Here is a 17,099-nt window from a genome sequence, read left to right as displayed (position 1 = left end):
ACATTTTGGATTGTGAATACCTTCCAATGTGGGAGCGGGCTTGCTCGTGAAGGCGGTCTCAAATTCAGGACATCACTTCATGACACAACTGCTGATCATCGGCGCCGGCATCCTCGGCCTGTCCCATGCCTACGCGGCCGCCAAACGCGGCCTCAAGGTCAAGGTCTTCGAGCGTAGCGCCACGCCACTGGGCGCTTCGGTGCGCAACTTCGGCCAAGCCCTGGTCACCGGCCAGCCGCCTGGGCCGATGCTCGACCTGGCGCGGGAAAGCCACGATATCTGGGGCCAATGGGCACAACTGGCGGGTATTCAGCTCAAGCGCAACGGCTCCTACCTGTTCGCCCGCACCGAAGCCGAAGAGCACCTGCTTGAAGCCTTCTGCGCCGGGCGTGCCCAGGAGCACGGTTATCGTGTCGAGTTGCTGCAAGGCGCCGCCCTGGGCGACCTGTACGGTGGCCAGTTCAAACATCACCGCGCCGCCCTCCATGGCCTGGACGATCAACAACTGTATTCCCGCGAAGCCCTCCCGGCGCTGATCAACTACCTGAGCCGCGAACTCAACGTGGAGTTTCACTTCTCCACCCTGGTGCGCGACATCGAGCCCGGCCAGGTGCACACCACTGCCGGTTCCTTTCGCGGTGAGCAGATCATTGTCTGCTCCGGCCACGACTACCAGACGTTGCTGGCCGAGCAGATCGCTGAACTCAACCCGCAAATCTGCCGCCTGCAAATGCTGCGCGCCCGGCCACAGGTGGAGTTGAACCTGCAACACGCCCTGCTGACCGGGCTCAGTTGCGTGCACTACGGCGCCTTCGCCGACTTGCCGGAAGCCGCGCCGGTGCAGGCCGAAATCCTGCGGGACGTCCCGCACCTGCATGAAAACGGCATCCACCTGCTGATCAGCCCGACGCCTTATGGCGAGCTGATCATCGGTGATTCCCACCATTACGGCAGCGATGCTTCACCGTTCAACGCCGAACAGGTGGACAACTGGATGATCGAACTGGCCGAACACACCCTGGGCTGCAAGATCCAGGTCGTGGAGCGCTGGCAGGGCGTCTATGGTACCCGTGGGCCGGGGCCGTTTTCGTTCCTGCGGGCGGCGCCGGGGGTGAGTGCGGCGTTGATGCACACCGGTGTGGGCATGAGCGTCGGGCCGGCGATGGCCGAGCGCAATATCACAGAGCTGTGGGGGAATGCGTGATGAACGCTGAACAGGCAATCACCGAAGTCTTTGGCTTATACGAACAACATGGCACCGCCGACTACATCGGTGAACCGGTGTCGCAGATCGAGCACATGTCCCAGGCCGCGCAGTTGGCCATGGCTGAAGGCTTCGATGATGAAGTGGTGTTGGCGGCGTTCTTCCACGATATCGGGCACATCTGCGGTCAAGGTGGCGGGAACATGGGCGGTTATGGCGTGGTCAGCCATGAACGGCTGGGCGCCGACTTTCTGCGCCGGGCGGGCTTCAGCGAACGCATGGCCAAACTCGTGGAGTACCACGTGCAGGCCAAGCGTTACCTGACCTTCAGCCAGCCGGATTACTACGCGCGCCTGAGCGAAGCCAGCCGTCGCACCCTGGGTTACCAGGGCGGTGTGATGACGGCCGAAGAAGCCCAGGCGTTTGAGCAGGACCCGCTGTGCGCTGTGAGTTTGCGCATGCGTCACTGGGATGAACAGGCCAAGGAAATGCACGTGCCGCTGCTGGACCTTGAAGTGTTGAAGTCCAAGGCCCGGCAGTTGTTGGCGGCTTAAGTCTCGTCGAGGCGCTGGGCCAGGGCTTCGATCTGTTCCTGGCGCTCGGCCTGGCTCAACTTGGGGTGCGGGTTGAGGGACGACCATTGCGGATGGGCACGGGCCTTGTTCAGGGCTTCCGGTAGCTTGCCTTCGCGCCAGGTCTTGTCTTGAGGCGTGTCGACCTTGATGCTGTGGATTGCCGCATGGCCTCGCAGGTTCAGGGCCTTGAGCAGTTGCCGCTGGCGCAGGGCCAACAGGCGTAGCACTCTGTCGTCAACGGTCAGCTCGCGTTGGCCCTTGATCTTGCCCAGCAGGCGGTTGCCGTAACTGCGGGCGGTTTGCAGGGCGCCACCGGCGATGGCTCCGGCGAGGGCGGCGGCGCCGAGGGTCAGGCCGCCCACGAGCAAGTCCACGCCTGCACCGGCTGCGGCGCCGGCCGCGATGCCGCCGCCGACCCGCACGCCCAGTTGCTTGAGGGTTTCGGGGTTGAACAGGTCATCGCCCCAACGGCCGTCCAGCAGCGGCAAGTCGCTGGCGGCGGCATCTTGCGGGCGGAAGCCGAACAGCTTGAGCAAGGCTTCCACGCAACGCTGTTCGCGCTGGCGCACGGCTTTGCGCAGTTCACTGATGGCGTGTTGTTCCACGTCGGCTTCGCTGACCACGCTGCGGCGGCAGGCGGCGCAGTCGATCAGCAGTTCGGCGATCAGGCGTGCAGCGCTTTGCTGGCGAGCCTGGCGCTGGGCTTCCTGGTCGAGGATCAGCCGCTCCAGTTGCCCACGGGCGTTTTCCAGGAGCAGGGCGAGGCTTTCATACAGGCGGCGCTCGCCGTCTTCCGGTGGCGCGACGCTGTCGAAACGCACCAGTGCGTGCAGGCCGAGGCGGGCCAAGGCTTCGCGCCAGTCCGGCTCGCGGTGGTCGGCGCTGCTGACAAAATTGAGCACCGGCAGCAGCGGTTTCCCGCAACTGGCCAGCACTTGCAGCTCATCGCGGTACTTGGCCAGCACCGGTTCTCTTGCATCAATCACATACAGCCCGGCGTCGGACGCCAGCAGTTGGCGCAGCACCTTGGCTTCCTGTTCGAAACGTTGCCGGGCTTCACTGCCCTCCAGGAAGCGCGCGAGTCGTGCCGGGCCGTCGAGGCGTTCGCCGGGGCGATCCAGGCGTTCCAGGTAGTCGAGCAGGGCGATGGCGTCTTCCAGGCCGGGCGTGTCGTACAGCTCCAGCAACGCTTCGCCGTCCACCGACAGGCGTGCGCCCTCGACATGCCGGGTGGTGCTGGGCCGATGGGAGACCTCACCGAAACCCACGTCGCGTGTCAGGGTGCGCAGCAACGAGGTCTTGCCGACGTTGGTGTGGCCGACCACCGCAAGTTTCAGGGGCTTAGTCATGACCGGTCTCCAGCCACGTGAGCGGCGCGCAATCGGCGAATGGAATCTCCAGCTGTTGCAGTGCTGTGTGCCAATCACCCAGGCGTTCTGCGTCCAGGGCTTGGCCGGCCGGCGCTTGCAGCAGCCAGACCCGGGTAGCCGTGGCGCTGCGGGCCAGTTCGGCGATCAGCGCGAGGCTGCCGCGATCCGGCGAGCGGCGTGGGTCGCAGGCGATGGCCAGGCGTGCGGGCGGGAAGCGAGTGAGCTGTTCCAGCAGCTTGTTGCGGGATTCGCGGCTGTCGAGGATGCCCGCGTCCTTGACGCTGGTCGGGAGCTTCGGCGGCCACGGGCGTTGGTCATCGAGTTCGATGGCTACCAACAGGGCGCCATCGCTTTCCAGTTCACTGACGCCGCCGGTCACGTGGTGCAGCTGTTCGGGCGCCGCATCGTTGACCCCAAGCCGCTCGCTGCTGGGCATCAGCCGTTCACGCAGTTGGCTGTAACCGGGCAGGTTAAGGTCGAGGCTCAAGCCTGCGCGCCCGCGTTTCCAGCGCCACAGGCACAGCAGCGCGAGGACCAGCCGCGGCAGGATGCCGTACACCAGCAGCACGCCCACCAGCCAGGCGGCCCAGGCCTGGCGGGCGCTTTCGATATTCAGGGCGGCATCGCCGCTGGCGCGGATCATCTCGACAGTGGGCACGTTGAAGCCCAGCAAGGCGGGCAGGGCGCCGAGGGTTTGGGTGACGGCGACAAAGGTGTCGGCCTGCAGAATGGTGGTTTCCCAGACGAAGCCGTAGCGCCGGGTGGCCAGCAGCGTCAGCAGGATCACCATGGCGCTGAGCAGGGCCAGCAACCACAAACTGTTGACCAGCACACCCACGGCCCAGCGATTAAGCTTGCGCCGTTGCAGCAACAGCAGCAGGGCCGGCGCCAGTTGCGCGGCCTTGGCGTCGCGGGCAAGTTTTTCGCTGAGCCATAACCACAGGCGGCCAAGGCTGGCGCTGTGTTCACCGGCAAACAGCAGGCCCAGGGCCCAGCTCAACAGCAGGATCAGGTTCAAACCCAGCAGGCTGCCCAGGGCCCAGAACACATTCACCGGCACCAGGCCGTTGCCCAGCGCGGCAAAGGCCAGCCCGGCGCCGCTGAGAATGGCGACCACTGCCAGCAGGATCAGCGCCAGGCGCGCGCCTTGCAGCCAGCGGAGCAGGGCAGCGGTGAGGCCATCGCGCTCGGCCAGCCACAGCGCACGGTTTTGGATGCGCGTGGGCAAGTCACCGCCGGTGCTGCGGGCCAGGCGATTGGCTTCCTGGTCTTCCAGCGCGCCCGCGTGTTCCTCGCGCAGGCGCACGGTTTCGGTCAGCCAGAGTCTTTGCAGGGGGTTCAGAGCTGTCACGCGTCGTCCTGTTGAGCCAGTGAGCCTGGAGCATAACCGCTCAAACGCCGGTTGGGGTATGCCGCGCGCGGCTCTGGTATTCTCGTCGCCATGAAAAAAACTCTCCCTTTAAGCCTGATCGCAGCCCTCGGTGAAAACCGTGTGATCGGCGTCGACAACAGCATGCCCTGGCATTTGCCGGGGGATTTCAAATATTTCAAGGCCACCACCTTGGGCAAGCCGATCATCATGGGGCGCAAGACCTGGGATTCCCTGGGTCGACCGTTGCCGGGCCGGTTGAACATTGTGGTCAGCCGTCAGACCGATCTGGCGCTGGAAGGTGCGGAAGTTTTTCCGTCCCTCGATGCGGCAGTAGAGCGGGCTGAGGAATGGGCCAAGGCGCAGGGCGTGGATGAGCTGATGCTGATCGGCGGCGCGCAGTTGTATGCGCAGGGGCTTGCGCAGGCGGATCGCCTGTATTTGACGCGCGTGGCGTTGAGCCCGGAAGGCGATGCGTGGTTTCCCGAGTTTGATTTGAACCAGTGGAAGCTGGTGTCGAATGTCGAGAATGCGGCTGAGGGTGACAAGCCGGCGTACAACTTTGAGGTTTGGGAAAAAGCCTAAAAATTCATGTGGCGAGGGAGCTTGCTCCCGCTGGGCTGCGCAGCAGCCCCAAGAATCTTGGGAGCGCTTCGCACTCCAGCGGGAGCAAGCTCCCTCGCCACAAAGTTCAGCCGTTAAGCCTGCGCCAACTCCGCATGCTCATCCGCATTCAACAGCTCTTTATCCGTCTGCTGCATGATCTGGCTGGTAATCGCCCCCGCCGTCATCGAACCGTTCACGTTCAGTGCCGTACGGCCCATGTCGATCAGCGGCTCAACGGAAATCAGCAACGCCACCAGTGACACCGGCAAGCCCATCGCCGGCAGCACGATCAGCGCGGCAAACGTCGCACCGCCGCCCACACCCGCCACGCCGGCAGAACTCAAGGTCACAATCGCCACCAGCGTCGCGATCCACAGCGGATCCAGCGGGTTGATGCCCACCGTCGGCGCAACCATCACCGCCAGCATCGCCGGGTAAAGCCCTGCGCAACCGTTCTGGCCAATCGTTGCGCCAAACGAGGCGGCAAAACCGGCGATGGATTGCGGAATCCCCAAACGACGGGTCTGCGCTTCAATGCTCAGCGGGATGCTCGCGGCGCTGGAGCGGCTGGTGAAGGCAAACGTCAGCACCGGCCAGACCTTGCGGAAAAACCGCAGCGGGTTGATCCCGGCCAGGGACAGCAGCAGGCCATGCACCACAAACATCAGCCCCAGGGCCAGGTACGAGACCACGACAAAACTGCCGAGCTTGATGATGTCTTGCAGGTTGGAGCTGGCGACCACCTTGGTCATCAGCGCCAATACGCCGTACGGGGTCAGCTTCATCACCAGGCGCACCAGGCGCATTACCCAGGCTTGCAGGGTGTCGATGGCGTTGAGGACCTTCTGGCCTTTTTCCACGTCATCCTTGAGCAGTTGCAGCGCGGCAACCCCGAGGAATGCAGCAAAGATCACCACACTGATAATCGACGTCGGCTTGGCCCGGGCCAGGTCGGCGAACGGGTTCTGCGGGATGAACGACAGCAGCAGTTGCGGGATATTCAGGTCGGCAACCTTGCCCGCGTAATCACTCTGGATCACTTGCAGGCGCGCCATTTCCTGAGTGCCGGCCACCAGGCCTTCGGCGGTGAGGCCGAACAGGTTGGTCAGGCCGATACCGATCAGCGCGGCGATCGCTGTGGTGAACAGCAGCGTGCCGATGGTCAGGAAGCTGATCTTGCCCAGGGACGAGGCGTTATGCAGGCGAGCCACGGCGCTGAGGATCGAGGCGAACACCAGCGGGATCACGATCATTTGCAGCAACTGCACGTAACCGTTGCCGACCAGGTCGAACCAGCCGATCGAGGCCTTGAGTACCGGGTTGCCGGCACCGTAAATCGCGTGCAGCACCACACCGAAGATCACGCCGAGTACCAACGCAAACAACACCTTCTTGGCGAGGCTCCAGTGGGTTCGGCGGGTTTGTGCCAGGCCCAGCAACAGGGCCACGAACACCAGTAAGTTGAGAATCAGGGGCAGATTCATTGAAGCTCCGTTGAGAAGACAGCCAATCGCGTGAGCCTGCGATTGCGAACCGGCAAGCCTAACAGCTTGAAATATATTGATTTAATAACGTTATCGCATGTCGACTGTCGTTTTTGGAATAAGCGAGTGACGCCCAGGCGTATGGCGTTGGCGCGATCACGACGAAAGCGGTCGCGCTCGGGCGATAACTGTCACACAGATTTGTTAGCGTCGATGTCTTTCACTCAGGGAGAAAACGCACATGAAGCTAGCGCCGAAACTGTTTGCCGCCGCGCTGTGCCTGGGCCTTGCGAGCCAGGCCTTTGCCGCCACCGAGTTGAAACATTGGCCGGCGGCTGCCGCCAAGCAACTGGACACGATGATTGCCGCCAATGCCAACAAGGGCAACTTCGCGGTGTTCGACATGGACAACACCAGTTACCGCTACGACCTTGAAGAATCGTTGCTGCCGTACCTGGAAAACAAGGGCCTGATCACCCGCGACACCATGGACCCTTCCCTGAAGCTGATCCCGTTCAAAGACACCGCCGACCATAAGGAAAGCCTGTTCAGCTACTACTACCGCCTGTGCGAAGTCGACGACATGGTGTGCTACCCATGGGTTGCGCAGATTTTCTCCGGCTTCACCCTCAAGGAACTCAAGGGCTACGTCGACGAGATGATGGCGTCGGGCAAGCCGGTGCCGTTCACCTACTACGAAGGTGACGTGGTCAAGAACATGGAAGTGCAGCCGCCGAAAGTCTTTACCGGCCAGGCTGAACTGTTCAACAAGCTGATGGAAAACGGCATTGAGGTCTACGTGATGACCGCCGCGTCCGAGGAACTGGTACGCATGGTCGCGGCCGATCCGAAGTACGGCTACAACGTCAAACCCGAGAACGTCATCGGCGTGACCACCCTGCTGAAAGACCGCAAGACCGGCGAGCTGACCACCGCCCGCAAACAGATTGCCGCCGGCAAGTATGACGAGAAGGCCAACCTCGGCCTGGAACTGACCCCGTACCTGTGGACCCCGGCCACCTGGATGGCCGGCAAGCACGCGGCGATCCTGACCTATATCGACGAGTGGAAAAAACCGGTGATCGTCGGTGGCGACACGCCAAGCAGCGACGGCTACATGTTGTTCCATGACGTGGACGTGGCCAAGGGCGGCATTCACCTGTGGGTCAACCGCAAGGACAAATACATGACCCAGCTTAACGGCATGATGGCCAAGCACGCTGCGGCCCAGGCCAAGGAAGGGTTGCCGGTGACCGCGGATAAAAACTGGGTGATCGTCAAGCCGGACGAAATTCAGTAATACCGAGGCGTGGCCATCGCAGGCAAGCCAGCTCCCACATCGACCGAGTTCGCTCAGGCAACTCGGTCGATGTGGGAGCCGGGCTTGCCCGCGATGAGGCCATCAGCAGCACAGCAAAACCCCAGCAAAAAATAGATATCAATTGCGAACCAATCTCATCCTCTGCTAGCGTGCGCACTTCCTGAACATCCCGTTCTTCTCAAGGTAGTGCTGTGCTCTCCTGGAATTCTCAGATCGCGCGCCTGTTTGCGGAGCAGAAGAAGGCCCTCGAAGCCTTTGTCACTCGCCGCACCGGCAGCGCCCAGGTGGCCGCCGACCTGACCCAGGAATCGTTCCTGCGCCTGGCCCGGCTGGACTCCGGCGAGAAGATCGACAATCTCCCGGCGTTCCTCTTCACTATCGCCAGCAATCTGGTGCGCGACCATCAGCGCCAGGCCATCCGCCGTGAGCGCCTGGATGCCGGCGAGCCCAGTGAAGAACTGCCCTGCAGCAGCCCAGGTGCCGACGAGCAATTGGCCGCCTATCAACAGGAGCAACTGATGCAGGATGCGATCCTGGCGCTGCCCGAAGCGACTCGGCAGATCTTCCTGCTCTATCATGTCGACGAACTTTCCTACCGCGAGATTGGCGAACGTCTGTCGATCACCCCGCGCAGTGTGGAATACCAATTGCGTCGGGCCTTGATCGAATGCCGTGCCTTTATCAAGGCGCGACTGGCCTGTGATGAACAAGGACGCCGGTCATGATCGCCGCACCCACTGCCGACGAGTTGTTTGCCGAAGCGTCCGGCTGGTATTTCCGGCTCCAGGCCGACGACGTTACGGCGGCCGAAATCGAGGCGTTTTCCGCCTGGCTGGGACAGGGCGCCGCCCAGGATGATGCGTGGCAGGAAGTCCAGGCGATGCTGGGCGGCCTGCGCGAACCGGCGCGGCTGATTCGCCGGGCCGAGCAAGCCGCCTGGCGCAAGCCGGTACGGCGTTGGGCATATGCTGCCGCGATGCTTTTGGCGGTCGGCCTGACGTTGCAAAACACGCCATGGCTGGATCGCCTGCGGGCCGACTATGCCACCGGCACTGGTGAATCGCGCACGGTCGAACTGGCGGACGGCTCGCAACTGCAGCTCAACACTGACAGCGCTGTGCAGGTCCGCATGAGTGCCGGTGAGCGTCAGATTCGTCTGCTGCGAGGCGAAGGTTTTTTCAGCGTGACCAAGGATCCCTCACGGCCCTTCGTGGTGCAATCCGGCGATGGCTGGGTGAAGGTGGTGGGCACGCAATTCAGTGTTGCCCGCCGTGAGGCGCAGACTCAGGTGCAGGTCGCCCAAGGCAAGGTTCAGGTCAGTTCCGGCGTGGGTGAGCCGGTGTACCTGGAGCCGGGTCGTGCGGTGGAATATCAGGATCAACGCCTGACCGCGGTCCACCCATTCGACCCCGCCAGCGGTTTTGCCTGGCGCCAGCGGCAACTGGTGTTTCGCCAGCAGCCACTGTCTGACGTGGTTGCCGAATTGAATCGCTACTGGCCCGGCAAGACGCTGGTGCTCGGCGACGCGTTGCGTGATCGCGTGGTATCCGGCGTGTTCGAGATCGACAAGCCGGACGCCGTCATCAAGGCGCTGGAGTACACGCTTAACCTGCGCGCCGAGCATTACACCCCGTATTTATTGGTGTTGCGTGAAGGCAAGGCGTCCTAGCCGAATCTTTTTCAAAAAACTTTCAGGGTTTCTCCCCAAGCCGTCGTCCTTGATCACTGAGGCGTAAATAATAAGCACTCTCAAATAGTGCGGCGCCCGTTCACTGACTTTTTGCACCGGGGAGCACCATCCATGGCACACCGATTTGCCGCACGGCCCTTGCTGACGCTGGCCATTTCCTTGGCTTGCGGCACCGCGCCGTTGTACCTGCAGGCCGCCGAGAGCACGCAGGCCCAGACCTACCGCTTCGATATCCAGGAGCAAAGCCTGGACGGCGCGTTGGCGGCGTTTTCGGCGGTGACGCGGCTTCAGGTGTTGGTGCCCAGCGAGTTGACGCAGGGGCTGCTGTCGCCCGGGGTGAGTGGCAATCTGGGGCAACGGGATGCCCTGGGGAGGTTGCTTGCGGGGACGGGGTTGAGTGCGGCATTTATCAACGCCGATACCGTGACCCTGGAAAAGCGTGTGTCATCAGGCACAGCCCTTGAAGTGGGTGCCACCACCATCAGCGCCGAGCACCTTGGCGCTACAACCGAAGGCACCGGCTCCTACACCACCGGCGCGGTGACCCTCGGCAAGGGCGAACAGAAACTCAAGGACATCCCGCAATCGGTCAGCGTCATGACCCGCAAGCAGATGGATGACCAGAACACCACCAAGCTCTCCGAAGTGGTCAAGCGCACCCCGGGCCTGACAGCGACCAAATCTCCCGGCCCCGGCATGTTCATCTTCTCCCGAGGGTTCGAGGTAGGCACCCTGCAATACGACGGTGTGGGCATCCCGCGTAACACCTACGCGCTGGGCAGCTACCTCACTGAAAACATGGCGATCTACGACCGGGTAGAGACCCTGCGCGGCCCGGCTGCCTTGCTACAGGGCGCCAACAGCCCCGGCGGCACCATGAACCTGGTGCGCAAGCGCGGGCAGGCGGCGCCGACGGTTACCATCACCGCCAAGGCAGGCTCCTGGGATCACTACGGCACACAGGTTGACGCCGGTGGCCCGCTGAATGCCGAGGGCACCTTGCGCGGCCGGTTTGTGGCGGATTACGACACCACCAATTCCTTCGTCGACTACGCGGGCAGCTGGAACCAGACGGTCTATGCCGCCGTCGACTATGACTTCACCCCTGACACCACCGTCGGCGTGGGCATCAGCAACCAGAAAGGCCACGCCCGCCCGAATTTCATGTCGCTGCCACGCTATGCCAATGGCAGCGATATCGGCTTGCCACGCTCGACGTTTGTGGGGGCCAGCTGGAACCGCAACGTCAATAACCAGACCCAGGTGTTTGCCGATATCGAGCATCGCTTCAACGATGACTGGAAAGTGAAGGCCGCCCTCGTGGCCATGGATGAACACAACGATGCGACCTACCAGGCGACGTGGGACACCATCCCCAACCCCGGTGACATCGGCACCGTGCGTTACGTGGACTGGGTCACTGACTTCAACACCAAGAGTCGCGGTGTGGACGTGTATGTCGACGGCAAGTTCGAAGGCCTGGGTTTGCGCCAGGAGATGGTACTGGGCGCCAACTATTCCAAACTCACCACGGATGATTTCTGGGCGCGCGCGGCAACCCCGGGTGCGGACATCTTCAACATCGACCACAACCGGCCGCAGCGCGACAGGAACCAGTTGTTCCAGGCCGGGAACGCGACGAAGAGCTGGTATGACATTCGCCAGAAGGGGATCTATGGCACCTGGCGCGTCCAAGTAATGGACCCGCTGACGTTGATCCTCGGTGCGCGCACCAGTTGGTATGACTATTCCTACAAGGACGAGAGCGGTGCCAAAGGTGTGTACGGTGACCCGACCAGCAGCACCACGCAAAGCAATGGCCACGTCACGCCCTACGCCGGCCTGGTTTATGCGCTCAACGACCAATGGTCTGCCTATGCCAGCTATACCGACGCCTTTGAGCCCCAAACCAACCTGACCACTTCATTGACTGTGCTCAAGCCCATTGAGGGCCAGAACTACGAACTGGGCCTGAAGGGCGAACTGGCTGACGGCCGGCTCAATACGTCGTTCGCTATCTTTCGCTATGACCAGGAAAATCGTGCGGCTCAAGACCTGCAAGGCGGCAAAGCCTGTGGCGGCTGGTACTGCTCGCTCGCGTCCGGCAAGGTCCGCAGCCAGGGCTTTGAAGCGACCTTGAGCGGTGAAGTGTTGCCTGGCCTGCAACTGGTCTCCAGCTACACCTACAACACCACCAAATTCCTCAAGGACGACACCTACGAAGGCAAGATCTTCAGCACCTGGACCCCTAAACATCTGCTCAAGGTGTGGGGCGATTACCAGTTGCCGGGCGATTGGGAGAAAGTCAGCGTCGGCGCCGGCGTCACCGCGCAAAGCAGCACCGTCGCCTATGACCGCACGTTCAGTGTGCCGGGCAACGCGCTGTGGGATTCGCGGGTGGCCTACAAGATCAACCAGGAATTCACCGTGGCGGCGAACCTGAACAATATGTTCGACAAGAAGTACTACATCCCTGCGTACAACGCGAACTGGGGCAGCAACTACTATGGCGATCCGCGCAACGTCATGTTCACCATGACCTACACGCCGCAATTCTGATTCGAGCAGGCAAAAAAATGCCCCGCACCTGGCGGGGCATTTTTATGGGCGAGGCTTACAGGCCGTCCAGCATCGCCTTGTTACGCACAGCACCCTTGTCGGCGCTGGTGGCCAGCAGGGCGTAAGCCTTCAGCGCGGTGGTGACTTTGCGCGGACGCTTCTCCACCGGCTTCCAGCCTTTCTTGTCCTGCTCAACCCGGCGGGCCGCCAGTTCTTCATCGCTGATCAACAGGTTGATCGAACGGTTCGGAATGTCGATCAGCACTTTGTCGCCATCCTGCACCAGGCCGATGGCACCGCCCGCAGCGGCTTCCGGCGAAGCGTGGCCGATGGACAGGCCCGAAGTACCGCCCGAGAAACGGCCGTCGGTGAGCAAGGCGCAGGCTTTGCCCAGGCCTTTGGATTTCAGGTACGACGTCGGGTAGAGCATCTCTTGCATGCCCGGGCCGCCTTTCGGGCCTTCGTAGCGGATGATGACGATGTCGCCTTCTTTCACTTCGTCCGCGAGGATGCCGCGTACCGAGCTGTCCTGGCTTTCGTAGATCTTGGCGCGGCCTTCGAACACGTGGATCGACTCGTCCACGCCGGCGGTTTTCACCACGCAGCCATCGAGGGCGATGTTGCCGTACAGCACGGCCAGGCCGCCTTCCTGGGAGTAGGCGTGCTCGACGCTGCGGATGCAGCCGTTTTCACGGTCGTCGTCGAGGGTGTCCCAACGGGTCGACTGGCTGAACGCGGTCTGCGTCGGGATGCCGGCAGGGCCTGCCTTGAAGAAGGTATGCACGGCTTCGTCGTCAGTCTGGGTGATGTCCCACTTGGCGATGCCTTCGGCGATGGATTTGCTGTGCACGGTCGGCAGGTCGGTGTGCAACAGGCCGCCGCGGGCCAGAGAGCCAAGGATCGAGAAGATCCCGCCGGCGCGGTGCACGTCTTCCATGTGGTACTTCTGGATGTTCGGCGCGACTTTGCACAGTTGCGGCACGTGACGGGACAGACGGTCGATGTCCCGCAGGTCGAAGTCGATCTCGGCTTCCTGTGCGGCGGCCAGCAAGTGCAGGATGGTGTTGGTGGAACCGCCCATGGCGATGTCCAGGGTCATGGCGTTCTCGAACGCCTTGAAGTTGGCGATGTTGCGCGGCAACACCGACTCATCGTTCTCGGTGTAGTAACGCTTGCACAGCTCGACGATGGTCCGGCCGGCCTGCAGGAACAGTTGCTCGCGGTCGCTGTGGGTGGCCAGTGTCGAGCCGTTGCCCGGCAAGGCCAGCCCTAAGGCTTCTACCAGGCAGTTCATCGAGTTGGCGGTGAACATGCCGGAGCACGAACCGCAGGTCGGGCAGGCGCTGCGCTCGTATTCCGCGACCTTCTCGTCAGAAGCGCTGGAATCGGCGGCGATGACCATGGCGTCGACCAGGTCGAGGCCGTGGGAGGCGAGCTTGGTCTTGCCGGCTTCCATCGGGCCACCGGAGACGAAGATCACCGGGATGTTCAGGCGCAGGGCGGCCATCAGCATGCCGGGGGTGATCTTGTCGCAGTTGGAAATGCACACAATGGCGTCGGCGCAGTGGGCGTTGACCATGTATTCCACGGAGTCGGCGATGATCTCGCGGCTCGGCAGGGAATACAGCATGCCGTCATGGCCCATGGCGATGCCGTCGTCCACGGCGATGGTGTTGAATTCCTTGGCTACACCGCCGGCGCGTTCGATCTCGCGGGCGACCAGTTGGCCCAGGTCCTTGAGGTGGACGTGGCCGGGTACGAACTGGGTGAACGAGTTGGCAATCGCGATGATCGGCTTCTTGAAGTCGTCATCTTTCATCCCCGTGGCGCGCCACAGAGCGCGGGCGCCGGCCATGTTGCGGCCGTGGGTGGATGTTTTCGAGCGGTAATCTGGCATGGAACACTCCGGGCGGCTAATCAGGTGCTAAAGGGGAAGTGAGCTTCTATTGACGTCTGGAACACTCAGAAAATGGCCGTGTGTCCGGAAGTTGCCTCAAACGCTGCGGGATCGCCGTGCGCATTGGCCTTGAGCTCATAAACCCGCCGGGGGATGACTGGCGATGAATAGGTCCGATTCTACACCGCTGGCGGCCGGAGGGAATGGCCGCGAGCGTGTAGATAGCGCTTACGAGACGTGTGGGTGTGCAAGTTTCACGGTCAGCGACCGACTCGGGCGTTCGTCACCACACCCCAGACGCTGAACACGATGAAGCTGATGGCGATGGTCATCGGCAGGTTGCTTCCCGCTTGGGCGAGCGCGGCGCTGCTGACGGCGGCGGTGATGAACATGATGCTGTTGCCGGCCGAGGCTGCGGTGCCGGCGCTGCTGGAGAACAGCAGCATGGCCGCGGAAATCGCGGCTGGGCGGACCAGGGTCACGGCCAGGGCGCTGATCAGCATCGGGATGAGCAGGCTGATGGTGGTCATGGCCTCATAGCGGATGATCAGCGCCAGCAGCACGCCGGCGACGCCGAGCAGGACCAGGCCAATGTTGATTTGCCGCGTGAGGGAGATATGTTTTTGCAAGGCGCTCGCCGCAACGCCACCCAGCAGATAGGCGATGCCATACACCATCAGTACCACCGCGTACTGGTATTCGGACAGCTTCAACTCATCCATGAATATCAGCGGCGTCACGCTGATCAAGGCGAAGTAACAGGCGAACACCAACGCGGCGATCCACCAATAGCGGATGAAGTCCCGATTCCCGGCGATGGATTTCAGCGTGGCGATGATCGAGACGGGTGCTCTTTCAGGGCTGGCGGCCTTGGACGGCAATATCAGCCAGGCGTGGATAAACATGCCCAGCGCCATTACCGCAAACCCGTAGAAGCTGCCCTGCCAATCGAATGTGGTTTGCAGCCACGAACCCAAGAGCGGCGACAGCGCAACAAACGATCCGCTCAAGGTCATGTAATAGATACGGATGCGGGCGCGGTCCTGTTCTTCGAACAGGTCTTCCACCAGTGCATGGCCGAGTACAAAAAAGCCACAACCAATGGCCTGGACGGCGCGAAACAGCAGGAAGCTCGGGTAGCTGGTTGCGAGTGCGCAGCCGATCGAGCCGAGGGTGGAAACAACGATGCATCCCAGCAGGACTTCCTTGCGTCCGAATTTGTCTGAAAGCGGGCCGGCGATCAGTTGGGAAATCGCGAATACCAGGGTGAACAAACTGATGGATAAGGCGACCTCGGCGGTTGAAGTGTCGAACTTCACGGCCAGGGCAGGAAAGGAGGGCAGCAGGATATTGATCGGGAAAAAGCTGATCAGGGAGATGCAAGTGATGAGGACGAAGCGCGAGAACTGTTGGCGTTTTACGTCGCCATTGGGCTGGGCGTAGGACTCAGACATTGTTGTTGTTTTCCGGAGTGAAACCAGAAACCGATACTAGTCTGCGAAAAATGGAATTCAATCAAAACCGTTGCGGGAAGCTATATGGACTTGTGTGGGAGCCGGGCTTGCCCGCGATGCAAGCACCTCGGTATGTCAGATACCCTGCGGTGATGCTATCGCAGGCAAGCCAGCTCCCACATTTGGTCCGCGATGTTACTTAGCTATTCGGCAACAACCGGCAAGTAATGCTCTTGATATACCGGGTCTCGGCAATCGCCGGGTGCACCGGGTGATCCGGGCCCTGGCCGCCGCGTTCCAGCATCTGGATATTGCGGTCCAGGTGACGGGCGCTGGTCAGCAGGATGTTTTGCAGGTCATCTTCCGGCAAGTGCATGGAGCACGAAGCGCTGACCAGAATGCCGTCCTTGCTGAGCAGGCGCATGGCTTGCTCGTTCAGGCGGCGGTAGGCGCCTTCGCCGTTCTTCATGTCTTTCTTGCGCTTGATGAAGGCCGGTGGGTCGGCCACGATCACGTCGAAACGCTCTTCGCTGGCTTTCAGTTCTTTGAGGGCTTCGAACACGTCGCCTTCGATGCAGGTCATCTTCTCGGCAACACCGTTCAGTGCCGCGTTGCGCTCAACACCGTCGAGGGCGAAGGCGGAGGCGTCGACGCAGAACACTTCACTGGCGCCGAAGGCCGCGGCTTGCACGCCCCAGCCGCCGATGTAGCTGTACAGGTCGAGTACGCGCTTGCCTTTGGCATACGGGGCCAGGCGAGCGCGGTTCATGCGGTGGTCGTAGAACCAGCCGGTTTTCTGGCCCTGAATGACCGGGGCTTCGAACTTCACGCCGTTTTCTTCGAGGGCAACCCACTCCGGCACCAGGCCGAATACGGTTTCGACGTAGCGGTTGAGGCCTTCGGCATCACGGGCGGCAGAGTCGTTCTTGAACAGGATGCCGCTTGGCTTGAGCACTTGGGTCAGTGCGGCGATCACGTCTTCTTTATGGGCTTCCATGGTCGCCGAAGCGATCTGCACCACCAGGATGTCGCCGAAACGGTCGACTACCAGGCCCGGCAACAGGTCGGAATCGCCGTACACCAGACGGTAGAACGGCTTGTCGAACAGGCGGTCACGCAGGGACAGGGCCACGTTGATGCGGTGCACCAGCAGCGATTTGTCCAGCGCCAGCTTGATGTCGCGCGACAGCAGACGGGCGCAGATCAGGTTGTTCGGGCTCATGGCCACGATGCCGAGGGTCTTGCCGCCGGCGGCTTCCAGGATCGCCTGGTCGCCTGCCTGGAAGCCGTGAAGAGGTGTGGCGGCCACGTCGATTTCGTTGCTGTAGACCCACAGGTGGCCGTTGCGCAAACGACGATCGGCGTTGGCTTTGAGACGCAGGCTTGGCAGGGACATGACGTCGCTCCGGAAAAAAGAGCGGGAGTATACCGTGTTGCGTAGGAAATGACCGCGCCGCCGGATGTGCGGGGAGGTGTCGGCCAATGCTTTATAAAGGTTAGAATCGCCGCCTAGTCCAGAGTGTGCCCCCTATGTCCCAAGAGCTATCCGCCGAACAGATCCAACAGAGCC

General features: G+C 62.0%; 13 protein-coding genes. 7 read left to right on the top strand and 6 right to left on the bottom strand.

Features of this window, described 5'->3' with window-relative positions; translation table 11 throughout:
• Window positions 1–79: 79 nt before the first annotated feature.
• Window positions 80–1,204, top strand: a complete 1,125-nt coding sequence (locus tag JFV30_RS27270; RefSeq protein WP_201125625.1) for a TIGR03364 family FAD-dependent oxidoreductase — start codon at window positions 80–82, stop codon at window positions 1,202–1,204.
• Entirely contained in the window at window positions 1,204–1,758 is a 555-nt protein-coding gene (locus tag JFV30_RS27265) for a phosphonate degradation HD-domain oxygenase (protein WP_201125624.1), read from the top strand. The genes JFV30_RS27270 and JFV30_RS27265 overlap by 1 nt, the downstream gene beginning before the upstream one ends.
• On the opposite strand, the gene JFV30_RS27260 is transcribed toward JFV30_RS27265, so the two are convergent.
• The gene (locus JFV30_RS27260; RefSeq protein ID WP_201125623.1) at window positions 1,755–3,128 is read right to left on the bottom strand and encodes a DUF3482 domain-containing protein; all 1,374 of its coding nucleotides are present in this window, start codon (window positions 3,126–3,128) and stop codon (window positions 1,755–1,757) included. The genes JFV30_RS27265 and JFV30_RS27260 overlap by 4 nt on opposite strands.
• Window positions 3,121–4,500, bottom strand: coding sequence for a DUF2868 domain-containing protein (locus JFV30_RS27255; protein ID WP_201125622.1), 1,380 nt, complete (start codon window positions 4,498–4,500; stop codon window positions 3,121–3,123). The genes JFV30_RS27260 and JFV30_RS27255 overlap by 8 nt, the downstream gene beginning before the upstream one ends.
• 90 nt (window positions 4,501–4,590) lie before the next feature.
• On the opposite strand from JFV30_RS27255, the gene JFV30_RS27250 reads away from it, so the two are divergent.
• The gene (locus tag JFV30_RS27250; RefSeq protein WP_010167763.1) at window positions 4,591–5,103 is read left to right on the top strand and encodes a dihydrofolate reductase; all 513 of its coding nucleotides are present in this window, start codon (window positions 4,591–4,593) and stop codon (window positions 5,101–5,103) included.
• A gap of 113 nt (window positions 5,104–5,216) precedes the next feature.
• Here the strand turns inward: JFV30_RS27250 and JFV30_RS27245 are convergent, their stop codons facing one another.
• Complete coding sequence (locus JFV30_RS27245) at window positions 5,217–6,608, bottom strand: L-cystine transporter (RefSeq protein WP_010167761.1); 1,392 nt, start codon at window positions 6,606–6,608, stop codon at window positions 5,217–5,219.
• A gap of 241 nt (window positions 6,609–6,849) precedes the next feature.
• Here JFV30_RS27245 and JFV30_RS27240 point away from each other — a divergent pair, with 241 nt between their 5' ends.
• The 4 genes from JFV30_RS27240 to JFV30_RS27225 all read left to right on the top strand — a co-directional run bounded on the left by JFV30_RS27240 (window position 6,850) and on the right by JFV30_RS27225 (window position 12,178).
• Entirely contained in the window at window positions 6,850–7,908 is a 1,059-nt protein-coding gene (locus tag JFV30_RS27240; protein ID WP_242487119.1) for a haloacid dehalogenase-like hydrolase, read from the top strand.
• Window positions 7,909–8,120: 212 nt separating this feature from the next.
• On the top strand, window positions 8,121–8,654 hold the full coding sequence (locus tag JFV30_RS27235; RefSeq protein WP_010167759.1) for an RNA polymerase sigma factor: 534 nt from the start codon (window positions 8,121–8,123) through the stop codon (window positions 8,652–8,654).
• Window positions 8,651–9,598 carry a FecR family protein gene (locus JFV30_RS27230; RefSeq protein WP_201125621.1) on the top strand — a complete coding sequence of 316 codons (948 nt, stop codon included), beginning with the start codon at window positions 8,651–8,653 and terminating at the stop codon, window positions 9,596–9,598. The genes JFV30_RS27235 and JFV30_RS27230 overlap by 4 nt, the downstream gene beginning before the upstream one ends.
• 132 nt (window positions 9,599–9,730) lie before the next feature.
• Entirely contained in the window at window positions 9,731–12,178 is a 2,448-nt protein-coding gene (locus JFV30_RS27225) for a TonB-dependent siderophore receptor (RefSeq protein ID WP_201125620.1), read from the top strand.
• A gap of 55 nt (window positions 12,179–12,233) precedes the next feature.
• Here the strand turns inward: JFV30_RS27225 and ilvD are convergent, their stop codons facing one another.
• From ilvD to JFV30_RS27210, 3 genes are all read right to left on the bottom strand, one after another.
• Window positions 12,234–14,075, bottom strand: a complete 1,842-nt coding sequence (ilvD, locus tag JFV30_RS27220) for a dihydroxy-acid dehydratase (RefSeq protein WP_010167756.1) — start codon at window positions 14,073–14,075, stop codon at window positions 12,234–12,236.
• A gap of 260 nt (window positions 14,076–14,335) precedes the next feature.
• Window positions 14,336–15,529, bottom strand: coding sequence for an MFS transporter (locus JFV30_RS27215; RefSeq protein WP_201125619.1), 1,194 nt, complete (start codon window positions 15,527–15,529; stop codon window positions 14,336–14,338).
• 199 nt (window positions 15,530–15,728) lie between these two features.
• A complete protein-coding gene (locus JFV30_RS27210) occupies window positions 15,729–16,925 on the bottom strand; it encodes a class I SAM-dependent rRNA methyltransferase (RefSeq protein WP_010167754.1) in 1,197 nt (398 codons plus the stop codon).
• Window positions 16,926–17,099: the final 174 nt, after the last annotated feature.

It is taken from the genome of Pseudomonas sp. TH32 (assembly GCF_016650855.1).
Classification (GTDB): Bacteria; Pseudomonadota; Gammaproteobacteria; order Pseudomonadales; family Pseudomonadaceae; genus Aquipseudomonas.
The sequence above is the reverse complement of the archived record's forward strand: the minus strand, read 5'-3'. Positions and strand labels throughout refer to the sequence as shown.